10 protein-coding genes and 6 tRNA genes are annotated in these 15,096 nt (G+C 57.4%); 4 read left to right on the forward strand and 12 right to left on the reverse strand.

Translation table 11 applies throughout. The features are described 5' to 3' along the window. Positions 1 to 33: 33 nt before the first annotated feature. The 12 genes from ACSJLU_RS05710 to nagB form a co-directional block, all read right to left on the reverse strand. Positions 34 to 108: transfer RNA gene (locus ACSJLU_RS05710), tRNA-Gln, on the reverse strand. Between the two features lie 4 nt (positions 109 to 112). Continuing rightward, positions 113 to 189: transfer RNA gene (locus ACSJLU_RS05715), tRNA-Met, on the reverse strand. A gap of 41 nt (positions 190 to 230) precedes the next feature. After that, positions 231 to 305: transfer RNA gene (locus tag ACSJLU_RS05720), tRNA-Gln, on the reverse strand. Positions 306 to 349: 44 nt separating this feature from the next. After that, a tRNA-Gln gene (locus ACSJLU_RS05725) sits at positions 350 to 424 on the reverse strand. A 30-nt stretch (positions 425 to 454) separates the two neighbouring features. Continuing rightward, positions 455 to 539, reverse strand: a tRNA-Leu gene (locus tag ACSJLU_RS05730). Positions 540 to 555: 16 nt separating this feature from the next. Next, positions 556 to 632: transfer RNA gene (locus ACSJLU_RS05735), tRNA-Met, on the reverse strand. A 218-nt stretch (positions 633 to 850) separates the two neighbouring features. Continuing rightward, positions 851 to 2,515: an asparagine synthase B gene (gene asnB / locus ACSJLU_RS05740; RefSeq protein ID WP_004939961.1), complete on the reverse strand. Its 1,665-nt coding sequence runs from the start codon at positions 2,513 to 2,515 to the stop codon at positions 851 to 853. A gap of 283 nt (positions 2,516 to 2,798) precedes the next feature. Further along, complete coding sequence (locus tag ACSJLU_RS05745; protein WP_380827631.1) at positions 2,799 to 4,241, reverse strand: carbohydrate-binding protein; 1,443 nt, start codon at positions 4,239 to 4,241, stop codon at positions 2,799 to 2,801. A 190-nt stretch (positions 4,242 to 4,431) separates the two neighbouring features. Then, on the reverse strand, positions 4,432 to 5,184 hold the full coding sequence (locus ACSJLU_RS05750; RefSeq protein WP_004939957.1) for an HAD-IIA family hydrolase: 753 nt from the start codon (positions 5,182 to 5,184) through the stop codon (positions 4,432 to 4,434). 67 nt (positions 5,185 to 5,251) lie between these two features. Next, complete coding sequence (nagC, locus tag ACSJLU_RS05755; RefSeq protein WP_019454064.1) at positions 5,252 to 6,472, reverse strand: DNA-binding transcriptional regulator NagC; 1,221 nt, start codon at positions 6,470 to 6,472, stop codon at positions 5,252 to 5,254. Between the two features lie 27 nt (positions 6,473 to 6,499). Further along, entirely contained in the window at positions 6,500 to 7,639 is a 1,140-nt protein-coding gene (gene nagA / locus ACSJLU_RS05760; RefSeq protein WP_025301856.1) for an N-acetylglucosamine-6-phosphate deacetylase, read from the reverse strand. 18 nt (positions 7,640 to 7,657) lie between these two features. Further along, the gene (nagB, locus tag ACSJLU_RS05765; RefSeq protein ID WP_004939952.1) at positions 7,658 to 8,458 is read right to left on the reverse strand and encodes a glucosamine-6-phosphate deaminase; all 801 of its coding nucleotides are present in this window, start codon (positions 8,456 to 8,458) and stop codon (positions 7,658 to 7,660) included. Positions 8,459 to 8,792: 334 nt separating this feature from the next. Here nagB and nagE point away from each other — a divergent pair, with 334 nt between their 5' ends. The 4 genes from nagE (at position 8,793) to chiQ (ending at position 15,087) form a co-directional block, all read left to right on the forward strand. Next, positions 8,793 to 10,829: an N-acetylglucosamine-specific PTS transporter subunit IIBC gene (gene nagE / locus ACSJLU_RS05770; protein WP_380827627.1), complete on the forward strand. Its 2,037-nt coding sequence runs from the start codon at positions 8,793 to 8,795 to the stop codon at positions 10,827 to 10,829. A 240-nt stretch (positions 10,830 to 11,069) separates the two neighbouring features. Further along, positions 11,070 to 12,734, forward strand: a complete 1,665-nt coding sequence (gene glnS / locus ACSJLU_RS05775) for a glutamine--tRNA ligase (RefSeq protein ID WP_025301858.1) — start codon at positions 11,070 to 11,072, stop codon at positions 12,732 to 12,734. A gap of 577 nt (positions 12,735 to 13,311) precedes the next feature. Further along, positions 13,312 to 14,715 carry a chitoporin ChiP gene (chiP, locus tag ACSJLU_RS05780; RefSeq protein WP_025301859.1) on the forward strand — a complete coding sequence of 468 codons (1,404 nt, stop codon included), beginning with the start codon at positions 13,312 to 13,314 and terminating at the stop codon, positions 14,713 to 14,715. 45 nt (positions 14,716 to 14,760) lie between these two features. After that, complete coding sequence (gene chiQ, locus ACSJLU_RS05785) at positions 14,761 to 15,087, forward strand: ChiQ/YbfN family lipoprotein (RefSeq protein WP_025301860.1); 327 nt, start codon at positions 14,761 to 14,763, stop codon at positions 15,085 to 15,087. The last annotated feature ends 9 nt before the right edge of the window (positions 15,088 to 15,096 follow it).

Here is a 15,096-nt window from a genome sequence, read left to right on the forward strand (position 1 = left end):
CAAAAAGCCCGCCGAAGCGGGCTTTTCTAAATATGGCTGGGGTGCCAGGATTCGAACCTGGGTATGCTGGTATCAGAAACCAGAGCCTTACCGCTTGGCGACACCCCAATTATGGTGGCTACGACGGGATTTGAACCTGTGACCCCATCATTATGAGTGATGTGCTCTAACCAGCTGAGCTACGTAGCCGATGTTACTTTTTACTTCTTTGATTTGCAAGCAGTTTGTTATGGCTGGGGTACCTGGATTCGAACCAGGGAATGCCGGTATCAAAAACCGGTGCCTTACCGCTTGGCGATACCCCACCTGCAAACAAATCTTATGTTGAAACCCCATTCCCGAAAGAATATGGCTGGGGTACCTGGATTCGAACCAGGGAATGCCGGTATCAAAAACCGGTGCCTTACCGCTTGGCGATACCCCATCAACATACTGCGCCGACGATGAAGAGAAATGGTGCGGGAGGCGAGACTTGAACTCGCACACCTTGCGGCGCCAGAACCTAAATCTGGTGCGTCTACCAATTTCGCCACTCCCGCAAATACAAAAAAGAGATGGTGGCTACGACGGGATTCGAACCTGTGACCCCATCATTATGAGTGATGTGCTCTAACCAGCTGAGCTACGTAGCCCTCTTTTTTTGCTTTGCCTTCATCGGCGTTGCGGGGCGCATTATGCGTATATGACCGATTTGCGTCAACAAGTTTTTTCCCGAAAAAGCGCCCGGAAGCGCCGTTTGTCTGGGTTGTGAACATTATGGCGATAAAATCGGCAATTCAGGTAGTTGGCGGGGGGAAAAGGCAACAAAAAGGCGGGCCAAAAGGCCCGCCCTGAGGGAAATGCCGCGCAATTATTTATAGGCGGCCTGGTGCACGCCAACGGCGCGGCCGGAAGGATCGTCCATCTTCTTGAACGATTCATCCCACTCGATGGCCTTGGCGGACGAGCAGGCGACGGACGGGCCGCCCGGTACGCATTCGGCGGCGCTCGGCAGCGGGAACAGCTCTTCGAAGATTTCGCGGTACAGGTAGCCTTCTTTCGACGTTGGCGTGTTGTACGGGAAGCGGAAACGCGCGGTTTCGAGCTGTTGATCGCTAATTTGCTGCGCAGCCACCTCTTTTAACGTGTCGATCCAGCTATAGCCGACGCCGTCGGAGAACTGCTCTTTCTGGCGCCAGGCCACGCTGGCGGGCAAATAGGACTCGAAACATTCGCGAACGATGTGTTTTTCCATTTTGCCGTTGCCGCACATTTTATCTTTCGGGTTGATGCGCATCGCCACGTCGAGGAATTTCTTGTCCAGGAACGGCACGCGGGCTTCGACGCCCCAGGCGGACATCGCCTTGTTGGCGCGCGCGCAGTCGAACATGTGCAGCGCCAGCAGTTTGCGCACGGTCTCTTCGTGGAATTCGCGGGCGTCCGGCGCCTTATGGAAGTACAGGTAGCCGCCGAACACTTCGTCCGCGCCTTCGCCGGAAAGCACCATCTTGATGCCCATCGCCTTGATTTTGCGCGACATCAGGTACATCGGCGTCGAGGCGCGAATGGTGGTGACGTCGTAGGTTTCGATGTGATAAATCACGTCGCGGATGGCGTCCAGCCCTTCCTGCACGGTGAAGTGGATCTCATGGTGCACGGTGCCCAGGTGGTTAGCCACCTCTTGCGCGGCGCGCAGATCCGGCGAGCCTTCCAGCCCGACGGCGAAGGAGTGCAGCTGCGGCCACCAGGCCTCGCTGCGTTCCTGATCTTCCACGCGGCGCGCAGCGTACTTCTTGGTGATCGCCGAGATGACCGAGGAATCCAGCCCGCCCGACAGCAGCACGCCGTAGGGTACGTCGGACATCAGGTGGCTTTTCACCGACTCTTCCAGCGCGGTGCGCAGGGCGGCGGCGTCGGTCACGTTGTCCTTGACGCTGTCGTAATCGAACCAGTCGCGGCGATAATATTCGCGGATCTCACCGTCCTGGCTCCACAGGTAGCTGCCGGCCGGGAATTCCTTGATGGTGCGGCACACCGGCACCAGCGCTTTCATTTCCGAGGCAACGTACAGGTTGCCGTGTTCGTCATGGCCCATGTACAGCGGGATGATGCCCAGGTGATCGCGGCCGATCAGGTAGGCGTCTTTTTCAGTGTCATACAGGGCAAAAGCGAACATGCCTTGCAGATCGTCGAGGAAGTCCGGTCCTTTCTCCTGATACAGCGCCAGGATTACTTCACAGTCGGAACCGGTCTGGAACGCATAGCGGTCGCTCAGCTGTTGGCGCAGCGCCTGGTGGTTGTAAATTTCGCCGTTGACCGCCAAAACGTGGGTGTGCGCAGCGTTGTACAGCGGTTGAGCGCCGTTGTTGACGTCGACGATCGACAGGCGTTCGTGGGCCAAAATGGCTTTGTCGCTGGCGTAAACGCCGGACCAATCCGGGCCGCGGTGGCGCATCAGACGTGACAGCTCCAGCGCTTTCTTACGCAGTTCAACGGGATCGGACTTCAGATCGAGCACACCGAAAATAGAACACATACAACTCTCCTAACGGGCTTTTATGACTGTGATGTTGTTTTTACTGTTATGGGCAGCATTGCCGATTTATCAGCGATAACGCGGTTTTGCTGCGCTGTGGTTATGAAAATGCGCCAAAAGCTGCGGAGGATGCAAGCGTTTTAGCCATGCGCTGAGAAATAGTTGTTTGCGTGGCTGAGGTTTTTAACGGATTTTCAGTTATTGGCGTAAAAAATTGTCGATTATGCAATTTTTAGCGTGATGGCGGGATTGCCGGCCAGTTTGACCGGCAATCGATTAGCGATTAGGCGATGAGCTGCCAGAGGGTGAACGCGGCATCCGGCGTCCAGCCGGCATTGGAGGTGTGCGCCTGAATACAGGTGTATTTCTTGCCTTTATAACTCACGACGTCGCCGGCTTTGTAGCTGTGGTTGTTCTGCCATTCGGGCGCGCCCGGATCGGGCGGCGTGCCGTCGTTGGCGGTTTTGACCGCCAGCGCACTGCTCGGCAGGGAGGTATTGCCCAGGGTGTCGGTCGCGGTAACGAAGTAGCTGTACTGGGTTGCCGGCGTCAGACCGCTGTCGGCCAGCGACAGACCGGCGGTTTGGCCGATCGGGTTGCCGTTGCGGTAGACGGTGTAGCTGGCGATCGGTGAGGCGCCGGTGGCGGCGGCCCAGCTCAGTTTCAGCGAGGTGGCGCTCAGCTCGGAGACCGTCAGCGCCGTCGGCGCATTAGGCTTTCCCGGCGGCGGGGTGACGCCGCCCTGAATCAGCGGCGCATAGCGGGTTTTGAACTCCCAATTGTAGGCGACGCCGGCTTTGCTCTTGCCGTTATCCCAGTTGATTGACCAGGTCATCAGGCCCTTGATCGACAGGTTTTTGGCGTCGAGACGCGAGAAAGCGTTATACACCGCCTGTTTGTTGACCACGTAGCCGGTGGCGGCGGCATCGTTGTTGCTCGGCAGGCCGATGACGAATTTCGCCGCCGGGATCTTCGCATAGCCGCGGGTGCCGGTAACCAGGCTTTCCGTCAGGTAGTAGAGGAAGTCCTCTTTCATGGCGTCGTTATTCTGCGTGATCCAGGCGTTGAGTTCATCCACCCAAATACCGTCGCCACCCTGGTTATAATATTGCGGCGCGATAAAGTCGTAATAGCCTTCGAGGGCGTTAATATAATCCAGGTAGGTGCCGTTGGTGCGTAAATATGGGAATTCCGGCGCCATGCTGATAATAAAGTTTTTCCCCTGGGCGGCGTAATGGTCTTTTACTTTTTTCAGCGCCGCAGGCAAGACGGTTTTATTATTGGCGGCGCCGATCGCCGCCTGTTCCAGATCGATATCCAGGCCGTCGAAGCCATAGACTTCCACCAGGCGAATAATCTCGTCTTTCAGCTTGTCTTCGTCGCCGGTTTTCAGCTCGATATGCGCGTCTGCGCCGCCGAGGGAGATCAGCACCGCGCGGCCCTGGCTGTTCAGCACGCCTACCTGGCGGCGAAACTCGGCGTCGGACAGGTTGTAAGGTTTGAAGGTCGGGATGCCCTGGCCTTTCATAAAGGCGACGGCCACCACGTTGTACTCGGCGGGAATGTCGGTCAGGTTCATATTGGTGAACTGGCCTTGCTGATAGCCGTCACTGACGCCGGCGGCCCAGTTGTGCCAGAAACCCATCAGGATCTTTTTATTGGCGATAGACGGCATAATGGCCGCATCATCGACGGCGACGGCATTAATAATGTTATTTGTGCTCATGGTAGCCTCATTGATAAGGGGTAAGGGTTTTCCGCTCGCCGGCAATATCAGCTATTGGCGGGGCGTAAAGTTATAATGAGGATTTTTAATGCAGGCAGGCTGAAACCTTTTGCTGCCATGAACGAATTAAATTCAAACTGACGCTGAGGGAGAAGGAAATAATGGCGGCCGGGCGGCCGCCATGGCCGCATCAGAAGATAGTGATATCGGCGACGGAAGGGTAGACATAGCTCGGGCGGAACGGCATGGTTTCGATGTCGCTCAGCGTGGAGACACCGGACAGTACCAGAACGGTTTCCAGGCCCGCCTGGAAGCCCGCCAGGATGTCGGTACGCAGGTTGTCGCCGACGATCACCGTTTCTTCCGAGTGCGCCTGCATTTTGTTCAGTGCGGCGCGAATGATCCACGGGCTGGGCTTGCCGACGTAAAACGGCTTGCGGCCGGTGATCTTCTCGATGGGGGCACACAGTGCGCCGCAGGCCGGCGAGAAGCCGTGGCCGTGGCTATCCGGGTTGGTGGCGATAAAGCGCGCCCCATTGCTCACGAAATAGGCGGCTTTGTGCATCATGTCCCAGTTGTAAGAGCGGGTTTCACCGACGATCACGAAATCCGGGTTGATGTCGGTGATGGTGAAACCGGCTTTGTACAGCTCATGGATAAGGGCGCCTTCACCGACCACGTAGGCCTTTTTGCCTTCCTGGCGGCGCAGGAAATCGGCGGTGGCCATCGCCGAGGTATAGAACGCGCTCTCCGGCACTTCCAGCCCGGCGGCGGCGAAGCGGTTCGCCAGATCCTGCGCGGTCTGTGACGGGTAGTTGGTCAGCACCACCAGCGGCATGCCTTGTTCCTGGATGCGCGCCAGGAACAGATCGGCGCCGGGCACCGGCGTATTGTCATGCAGCAGCACGCCGTCGATATCGCATATAACGTTTTTGATTTTCATTTGTCGCTGTTTCTCATGATTACGGCAGGCAAGAGGTGACGATAACACACCTGCCAGAAGCGGCGGATCAGCTTTCCAGCAATCGCTGCAAGAGCACGCCGTTGAGCATCGCGCGTTTGGCCAGGGCGAAAGCGCCGATCGCCGAGCGATGATTGAGTTCGGAGGTCACCACCGGCAGATTTTTGCGGAAGTCCTTCAGCACCTGGGTATTGATGCAGCTCTGGATCGCCGGCAGCAGCACCTTGTCCGCTTCGGTGATCTCACCGGCGATCACCACCTTCTGCGGATTGAACAGGTTGATGGCGATGGCCACCGCCTTGCCCAGATAGCGGCCGACGTGTTCGATCACTTCGCTGGCCAGCAGATCGCCGCGGTTGGCGGCCTTGCAGATGGCGTTGATGCCGCAGTCTTCCAGCGTCAGTTTGCTCGGGTAGCCCTGGCTCAGCAACTGGCGCACGCGCTGTTCGATCGCGGCGTTGGCGGCCACGGTTTCCAGGCAGCCGAAGTTGCCGCAGTGGCAGCGTTCCCCCAGCGGATCGATCTGGATATGGCCGATCTCGCCGACGTTGCCGTTGTTGCCGAGAAAAATCTGCCCGTTGACGATGATGCCGGCGCCGGTGCCGCGGTGCAGGCGCACCAGAATCGAGTCTTCGCAGTCGCGGGTGGCGCCGAAGTAGTGCTCCGCCAGCGCCAGGCTGCGGATGTCGTGGCCGACGAAACTGGTGACGTTGAAGCGCTGCTGCAGGTTGTCCACCAGCGCCCAGTTGCTGACGCTGATGTGCGGCATATAGCGCACCACGCCCAGCGCCGGATCCACCAGGCCGGGCAGGATCACCGCGATGGCGATCAGCTCGCGCAGGCGGCGCTGGTTAGCATCGATGAATTGGGCGATGGCGGCGAACAGCGCATTCTCCAGCGTTTCCTGGGTGCGTTCCGGCAGCGGATAGTGTTCTTCGCTGAGCGATTTACCGCTCATGTCATACAGGGTGATGGTGGCGTCGTGGCGGCCGAGACGCACCGCGACGGTATGGAAATGACGGGTTTCCGACACGATGGAGATCGCGCGGCGGCCGCCGGTGGAGGCTTGCTGATCGACTTCTTTGATCAGCCCGCGCTCCAGCAACTGGCGAGTAATTTTGGTGACGCTGGCGGGAGCAAGCTGGCTGAGTTCGGCAATTTGAATGCGCGAGATCGGGCCCTGCTGGTCGATCAGGCGGTAAACTGCTGCGCCGTTAAGTTGTTTGACTAAGTCAACGTTCCCTATTTGTGCTTGTCCGCCAGTGCTCATCAATAATGTTACTCGCTGTTCATTGAATTAAACCTCGTTACCGTTAACGAGCGTTTTGGTGATCTTGAAATCACGGGTGAAGGCGGTCAGGTTAGCCACCTTGCCGGCTTCGAGGGTGCCCAGACGGTGATCGACGCCAATGGCGCGCGCCGGATACAGCGTCGCCATGCGCAGCGCTTCGTCCAGCGCGATGCCGATATGCTCGACGCTGTTTTGCACCGCTTCGATCATGGTCAGCGCGGAACCGCTCAGGGTGCCGTTCTCATCCACGCACAGCCCATCCCGATAGTATATTGTTTTACCGGCGAAAATAAATTGGTCAATATCTGCACCCGCCGGTGCGGTCGCGTCGGTGACCAAGACCAATTTATCACCTTTCAGGCGTTTGGCGTTACGGATACTCGCCCAGGCTACGTGATGGCCGTCGGCGATGATGCCGGTATAGACCTCTGGCGTATCGAAGATCGCCCCCATCAGCCCCGGTTCGCGGCCGGTGATATACGGCATGGCGTTGTACAGGTGGGTGGCGAAGCTGATGCCGGCGGCGAAGCCGGTGCGCGCCTGATCGTAGGTGGCATTCGAGTGGCCGGCGGAGACCACGATGCCGGCCTCGGTCAGCTGTTTAATAACGTGCGGCTCAACCATTTCCGGTGCCAGCGTCACCTTGGTGATCACGTCGGCGTTGGCGCACAGGTAATCGATCATGTCCTGCGTTGGCTTGCGAATGAACGCCGGGTTGTGAGTGCCTTTTTTTACCGGGCTGAGGTACGGCCCCTCCAGGTGCAGGCCCAACGCCTGGTTTTGGTGCTTTTTCAGATAAGCGCGCATCACGTCGACGCTGTGCTTCATGAATTCGTCGCTGCTGGTGATCAGCGTCGGCAGATAGCTGGTGCAGCCGGATTTCTCGTTGGCGCGCTGCATGATCTCCAGCGTTTCTTCCGAGATTGCTTCCAGCGAATCGTTGAACTGGACGCCGCCGCAGCCGTTCAGCTGCACGTCAATGAGCCCGGGGGCCAGGATGGCGCCACCCAGGTCGCGCGTTTCGATGCCGGCGGGCAATTCAGCCACCGGGCAGACTCTCTCGATCAGCCCATCAGCGATAATGACTGCATGGTCATCAAGTACGTCGTGGCCGGTATAGATTCGGCCGTGGGTTAAAGCGAACATCGTAGCCCCCTGCAAAGATTAAAGACTTTTCACGCTTTCCGCTTCTAACTCGCGGAAATATTTGACGGTTTTGACTTTCAGTTCCATGGTGGCCGGTTCGTCGCACACCACCACCGCTTTGGCGTGCAGCTGCAGGCAGCTGATGGTCCACATGTGGTTGATGTTGCCTTCCACTGCGGCTTCCAGCGCCTGTGCCTTGGCATGGCCGGTCACCAGGATCATCACTTCTTCGGCATCCAGCAGCGTGCCCACGCCGACGGTCAACGCATATTTCGGCACCAGGCTGACGTCGCCGCCGAAGAAGCGCGAGTTGGCGATGCGGGTGTCTTCGGTCAGCGTTTTGATGCGGGTGCGCGAAGCCAGGGACGAAGCCGGCTCGTTGAACGCGATATGGCCGTCGATACCCACGCCGCCCATGAACAGGTTAATTTTGCCGTAAGATTTGATCTTCTCTTCGTACTGGCGGCACTCGGCGTCGACATCCGCGGCGTTGCCGTTCAGCAGGTTGATATTTTCACGAGGGATATCAACGTGGTCAAAGAAGTTGCGGTACATGAAGGTGTGGTAGCTTTCCGGGTGTTCCTGCGGCAGGCCAACGTACTCGTCCATGTTGAAAGTCACAACATGCTTAAAGCTTACTTCACCTGCTTTGTGCATCGCAATCAGATGTTTGTAGGCTTCCAGCGGCGTGCCGCCGGTAGGCAGGCCGAGGACAAACGGGCGCTCTGCGGTTGGCTTGAATGCGTTGATGCGTTGAACGATATGACGCGCGGCCCATTTGCCGACTTGTGCGGTATCTTTCAGTGGGATAAGTCTCATCTAACACCTCTTGGGATAAGTAAACTAAAGCTATACTGTACGGGCCTGCGGGAGTCCTAAGCGTAACCCAGCTTTATGATTCTCGCGTGAATCGTCCGTCCGGTTGATTTTTTGAATGATAAAATAAGTTTTGTGTGATGGCCAGCAATCTGGGAGGGAAAGACTACTTTTTGGTGATATTTATCACAAAAAAGGAGGTTTTAATTTGCGATACAAAATAAATTTTTTACACTCGGCATGAGTGATACGTGCCAAGCATTGTTTCTAAAAAGGTAGTGAGAGCTCCAAATAAACTACTAATAGGGTCCGTCCGCGGACAACATAGGGGGAAAAGGTGAACATTCTTAGTTATTTGCAAAAGGTGGGACGGGCGCTGATGGTGCCGGTCGCCACGCTGCCCGCCGCCGCCATCTTGATGGGCGTCGGGTACTGGATTGACCCTGTTGGTTGGGGCGGCGACAACGCTTTCGCTGCCTTATTGATTAAGTCTGGCTCTGCGATTATCGATCATATGGCGGTGTTGTTCGCCGTTGGTGTCGCCTACGGCATGTCCAAAGATAAGGACGGCTCTGCCGCACTGACCGGTTTCGTCGGTTTCTTGGTGCTGACGACCCTCTGTTCACCGGCCGCCGTGTCGATGATTCAGAAGATCCCGCTCGATCAGGTGCCTGCCGCGTTCGGCAAGATTGAGAACCAGTTCGTTGGTATTCTGGTGGGTATCATCTCCGCCGAAGTGTACAACCGCTTCAGCGGTGTCGAGTTGCCTAAGGCGCTGTCGTTCTTCAGCGGCCGCCGTTTGGTGCCGATCCTCATTTCCTTCCTGATGATCCTGGTCGCTTACATCCTGATGTTCGTCTGGCCGGTCGTGTTCGGCGCTCTGGTGAGCTTCGGCGAACACATCCAAAAATTGGGCTCCGTCGGCGCGGGTATCTATGCCTTCTTCAACCGCCTGCTGATCCCGGTCGGCTTGCACCACGCGCTGAACTCGGTGTTCTGGTTCGACGTGGCCGGCATCAACGATATCCCTAACTTCCTCGGCGGCCAGCAGTCGATTGACGCGGGTAAAGCGGTTGTTGGCATCACCGGCCGTTATCAGGCGGGCTTCTTCCCGATCATGATGTTCGGTCTGCCGGGCGCGGCGCTGGCCATCTATCACTGCGCGCGTCCTGAGAATAAGGCGAAGGTGCTGGGGATCATGATGGCAGGGGCATTCGCTGCCTTCTTTACCGGCATCACCGAACCGCTGGAGTTCTCCTTCATGTTCGTGGCACCGGTGCTGTACGTGATCCACGCCGTACTGACCGGTATCTCGGTGTTCATCGCCGCTAACATGCATTGGATTTCAGGCTTCGGTTTCAGCGCCGGCCTGGTGGATATGATGCTGTGGGTGCGTAACCCGCTGGCGACCCACTGGTACATGCTGATCCCGCAGGGCCTGGTGTTCTTCGTTATCTACTATGTGGTGTTCCGCTTCACCATCAACAAGTTCAACCTGATGACCCCGGGCCGCGAGCTGGCGGTTGCCGGTGACGAAACCGACGGTTATGACGTCAACGTCAACAGCAGCGCCGGTAAAGACGAGAACGAAACCACCACGCTGGCCCGTCGCTACGTTGGCGCGATCGGCGGCTCCGACAACCTGACCGGCATCGACGCCTGCATCACCCGCCTGCGTTTGAACGTGAAGGACTCTGCGCTGGTGAACGACGCATTGGCGAAACGCCTTGGTGCGTCGGGCGTTATTCGTCTGAACAAGCAGAGCGTACAAGTGATCGTCGGCACCCGTGCCGAGCTGATTGCCAGCGCAATGCGCAACGTAATTGCGGCCGGCCCGGTAGCGGCTGTGGCGGCTCCGGCGGCGGCCCCTGCCGCGGAAGTCAAACCGCAGGCGGTGCCGAACGCACCGAAAGTCGCGTTTGAAACGCTGGTGGCGCCGGTGACGGGTGAAGTCGTGGCGCTCGATCAGGTGCCGGACGAAGCTTTCGCCAGCAAGGCGGTCGGTGACGGCCTGGCGATTCGCCCGACCGACAAGATCGTGGTGGCGCCGGCGGATGGCACCGTGGTGAAAATCTTCAATACCAACCACGCGTTCTGCCTGGAAACCGACAAGGGCGCTGAGGTCGTGGTACACATGGGGATCGACACCGTCGCGCTGGAAGGCCAGGGCTTCAAACGCCTGGTGGAAGAGGGCGCGGAAGTGAAAGCCGGTCAACCGATTCTGGAACTGGATCTGGATTACCTGAACGCTAACGCGCGCTCGATGATAAGCCCGGTGGTGGTCAGCAACGCTGACGACTACGCCGGCCTGGCGGCGCTGGCCAGCGGCTCGGTGGTCGCCGGTCAGACCAAGCTGTACGAGATCCAAAAGTAAGGCCGTTTTTACCTGAGTAGTATCCGGGGCCGGTCACGCATCATGGCGGAGTTTGCCCCGACTTGGCGGGAAGAGAGCGATCTCTTCCCGCTTTTTTTATTCCGTTTCGCCCCATGGCGGTGCGCTGCGCGCCGATGGTGCAACGCGCCGCATTTTTCGTGAAACAAACGGTTGTTTCCAGACGTGGCTTGTTGGATCATAGGCGGTTATGTGTAGCGCTTTGCATTGAGGAACAGTGAAATGAGTGAGGCTGAAGCCCGCCCAACCAATTTTATCCGTCAGATCGTCGATGAAGACCTGGCGTCGGGGAAACACACGTCGGTACATACCCGCTTCCCGCCGGAGCCTAACGGCTATCTGCATATCGGCCACGCCAAGTCCATCTGCCTGAACTTCGGCATCGCCAAGGACTATCAGGGCCAGTGCAACCTGCGTTTCGATGACACCAACCCGGTGAAAGAAGACATCGAGTTCGTGGAGTCAATCAAGCACGACGTGGAGTGGCTGGGCTTTGAGTGGAGCGGCAACGTTCGTTACTCCTCAGACTATTTCGATCAGCTGCATCAGTATGCGGTTGAGCTGATCTCCAAGGGCCTGGCCTACGTCGATGAGCTGTCGCCGGAGCAGATCCGTGAATATCGCGGCACGCTGACCGCGCCGGGCAAAGACAGCCCGTACCGCGATCGCAGCGTGGAAGAGAACCTGGCGCTGTTCGAGAAGATGCGCAACGGCGAGTTTGCCGAAGGCGCCGCCTGCCTGCGCGCCAAGATCGATATGGCTTCGCCGTTTATCGTGATGCGCGATCCGGTGCTGTACCGCATCAAGTTCGCCGAACACCACCAGACCGGCAATAAATGGTGCATCTATCCGATGTACGATTTCACCCACTGCATTTCCGATGCGCTGGAAGGGATCACCCACTCGCTGTGTACTCTGGAATTCCAGGATAACCGCCGTCTGTATGACTGGGTGCTGGATAACATCACCATTCCTTGCCACCCGCGTCAGTACGAGTTTTCGCGCCTCAACCTCGAATACGCCATCATGTCGAAGCGCAAGCTGCACCAGTTGGTGGCCGAGAAGATCGTTGAGGGCTGGGACGATCCGCGTATGCCGACCGTTTCCGGTCTGCGCCGTCGCGGTTATACCGCCGCCTCTATCCGCGAGTTTTGCCTGCGCATCGGCGTGACCAAGCAAGACAACAACGTCGAGATGGTGGCGCTGGAATCCTGCATCCGTGACGATCTGAACGAGAACGCCCCGCGCGCCATGGCGGTGCTGGATCCGGTGAAAATCGTCATCGAGAACATGGGCGATGCGGTGGAAATGGTCACCATGCCTAACCACCCGAACAAACCGGAAATGGGCAGCCGCGATGTGCCGTTCAGCCGCGAAATCTATATCGATCGCGCCGACTTCCGCGAGGAAGCCAACAAGCAGTACAAGCGTCTGGTGCTGGGCAAAGAAGTGCGTCTGCGCAATGCGTACGTGATCAAGGCCGAGCGCGTCGAGAAGGACGAAGCGGGCGAGATCACCACCATCTTCTGCAGCTACGATGCGGAAACGCTGAGCAAAGATCCTGCCGACGGCCGCAAGGTGAAGGGCGTGATCCACTGGGTGTCTGCGGCGCACGCGCTGCCGGCGGAAATTCGCCTGTACGATCGCCTGTTCAGCGTGCCTAACCCGGGCGCGGCGGAGGACTTCCTCTCCACCATCAACCCGGAATCGCTGGTGATCAAGCACGGCTTCGTTGAGCCGAGCCTGGCGGCCGCACAGCCGGAGAAAGCCTACCAGTTCGAGCGTGAAGGCTACTTCTGCGCCGACAACCGTTACTCGTCGGCCGAGCATCTGGTGTTTAACCGCACCGTCGGCCTGCGTGACACCTGGGCGAAAATCGAAGGCTAATCTTATTAGCCTCGAAAATTAATGAATCAGCGCGGCTTAGGCCGCGCTTTTTTATACCTGCGATTTAGTGAATAATCTATTCCTCTCACATTTATCTGGGCTGCGTTTAATTAATCGCAGCGCGTGAGGCCATAAGTTTTCTGATATTGGCTTTACTAATCTTAATTTTCACTTATATATTCGTGATGCGAATTAATTTCATTTAGAGAGCGCTCTCAATTTTTATCGTCTGCCTGACGAATTTAGTCAGGCTGAAACCATTAATCGTCTCTGGTTGACCTTGTATCTCAATTTATTCTGATTTAATTGAATTTTTTATTCGACACCTTCCATGATCGCCGGCGTAACAAAATATCACTGATATGTGCTCCTTGTCATACTTTGACAAATCTTCCGCATTTTTCATTTGATAATTCGCGTCGCGAAAAATAGTCTGTCTGTAGCAATTAGTGCTGTGGGAATAACATCTCGTCGGCAATATTTTTTACCCGTTCGGGTTTTTTATTGGCAGTCGTGCAGGGCAGTGGTGAACACAGGCGGCTGCAACTTTTAAGTTAAGTCAAAGAGGAATTTCACTATGGGTACGCACGGTGCTCAGCGTAAAACGCTGGCGCTCGCAGTCGCGGGCGCGCTGTTGGGAACAGGGTTTGCCATGGCGCCTGAGGCGAAAGCCGCAGGGTTTATCGATGATTCCACGCTGACCGGCGGCATTTATTACTGGCAACGTGAGCGCGACCGTAAAGATCTCAATCCGGACAGCAAGGATTACAACCAATACACCACCAATCTGTCGCACTCCACCGCCAACCTGAGCCTGGATTTCGCGTCGGGCTACGCCTGGGACATGTTCGGTCTGGACGTCGGCGCCTTTACCGCCATCGAGCTGGCGGAATCCAGCGCCAGCGGCCACCCGAACGAGATCGCGTTCTCCTCTAAAAACCGTACCTACGACGAAGACTATTCCGGTGACAAAGGCGGCGTGAGCCTGTACAAAGCCGCCGCCAAATTCAAATACGGCCCGGTCTGGGCGCGCGCAGGCTATATTCAGCCGAGCGGCCAAACCCTGCTGGCGCCGCACTGGAGCTTTATGCCGGGCACCTATCAGGGGGCTGAAGCCGGCGCCAAGTTCGATTACGGCGATGCCGGCGCGTTGAGCTTCTCCTACATGTGGGCCGACAAATACAAGGCGCCGTGGCATATCGAGGTGGATGACTTCCGCCAGAACGATAAGAAAACCCGTGTCTCCTACCTGCACTCGCTGGGCGCCAAGTACGATTTCAAAAACGATTTGGTGCTGGAAGCTGCCTTCGGCCAGGCACAGGGGTATGTGAATCAATACTTCACCAAGGCGTCTTACAAATTCGATCTGCTGGGCAACCCGCTGACCACCAGTTACCAGTTCTACGGTGCGGAAGACCGCATCAGCGACAAGAACGATCCGAACAGCATCTACGACGGTCTGGCCTGGCTGCAGGCGCTGACCTTCGGTTACACCACCGGGCAGTTCAACTGGCGTCTGGAAGGCACCATGGTCAAGGCGGAAGGCAACCAGGGCTTCTTCCTGCAGCGCATGACCCCGACCTACGCTTCGTCCAACGGTCGTTTGGACGTGTGGTGGGATAACCGCTCCGACTTTAACGCCAACGGCGAGAAAGCGGTGTACGCCGGCGTGATGTATGACCTCAGCAACTGGAACCTGCCGGGCATGGCGGTCGGCGGCTCCTACGTTTACGCCTGGGACGCCAAGCCGAGCACCAACCCGATCTACGATCAGAGCCAGCGCCTGAAAGAGAGCGCCTGGAGCCTGGACGCGATGTATACCATCCAGGAAGGGCGCGCCAAGGGCACCCTGATCAAACTGCACTACACCCAGTATGACAACCACACCAACATCCCGAGCTGGGGCGGCGGTTACGGCAACATCTTCCAGGACGAGAAAGACGTCAAGTTCATGGTCATCGCGCCATTCACCATCTTCTGATGCGTTCCCCGGCCTCGCCGCCGGGGCAGTTAAGGGAATTCAACGATGAAAAAAATCATGCTGATGTTGGCGGCCGCTGCGGCCCTGAGCGCCTGCGCGCAACCCACCGCGCCGCCGGAAGACGCCAAGTTGAAGCAGGCTTACAGCGCCTGCATCAACACTGCCGAAGGCTCGCCGGAGCGTCTGCAGCCCTGTAAGGCGGTGCTGAACGTGCTGAAACAAGAGAAGCAGCACCAGCAGTTCGCCGCGCAGGAAACGGTGCGGGTGATGGATTATCAGAACTGCATTATGGCGGTGCACAGCGGTAACGGTCAGGCTTACGACGCCAAGTGCGGCAAGCTGTGGCAAGAAATTCGCGATAACAATAATTAAGAAGGATAA

The organism is Serratia bockelmannii, assembly GCF_051803255.1.
Lineage (GTDB): Bacteria > Pseudomonadota > Gammaproteobacteria > Enterobacterales > Enterobacteriaceae > Serratia > Serratia bockelmannii.

Excerpts from the sequence above, each read along its gene's own strand:
- nagC (WP_019454064.1), bottom strand. The coding sequence starts at position 6,472 with ATGAGCACTGGCGGACAAGCACAAATAGGGAACGTTGACTTAGTCAAA.
- ACSJLU_RS05745 (WP_380827631.1), bottom strand. The coding sequence starts at position 4,241 with ATGAGCACAAATAACATTATTAATGCCGTCGCCGTCGATGATGCGGCC.
- ACSJLU_RS05750 (WP_004939957.1), bottom strand. The coding sequence starts at position 5,184 with ATGAAAATCAAAAACGTTATATGCGATATCGACGGCGTGCTGCTGCAT.
- asnB (WP_004939961.1), bottom strand. The coding sequence starts at position 2,515 with ATGTGTTCTATTTTCGGTGTGCTCGATCTGAAGTCCGATCCCGTTGAA.
- chiP (WP_025301859.1), top strand. The coding sequence starts at position 13,312 with ATGGGTACGCACGGTGCTCAGCGTAAAACGCTGGCGCTCGCAGTCGCG.
- nagB (WP_004939952.1), bottom strand. The coding sequence starts at position 8,458 with ATGAGACTTATCCCACTGAAAGATACCGCACAAGTCGGCAAATGGGCC.
- glnS (WP_025301858.1), top strand. The coding sequence starts at position 11,070 with ATGAGTGAGGCTGAAGCCCGCCCAACCAATTTTATCCGTCAGATCGTC.
- chiQ (WP_025301860.1), top strand. The coding sequence starts at position 14,761 with ATGAAAAAAATCATGCTGATGTTGGCGGCCGCTGCGGCCCTGAGCGCC.
- nagA (WP_025301856.1), bottom strand. The coding sequence starts at position 7,639 with ATGTTCGCTTTAACCCACGGCCGAATCTATACCGGCCACGACGTACTT.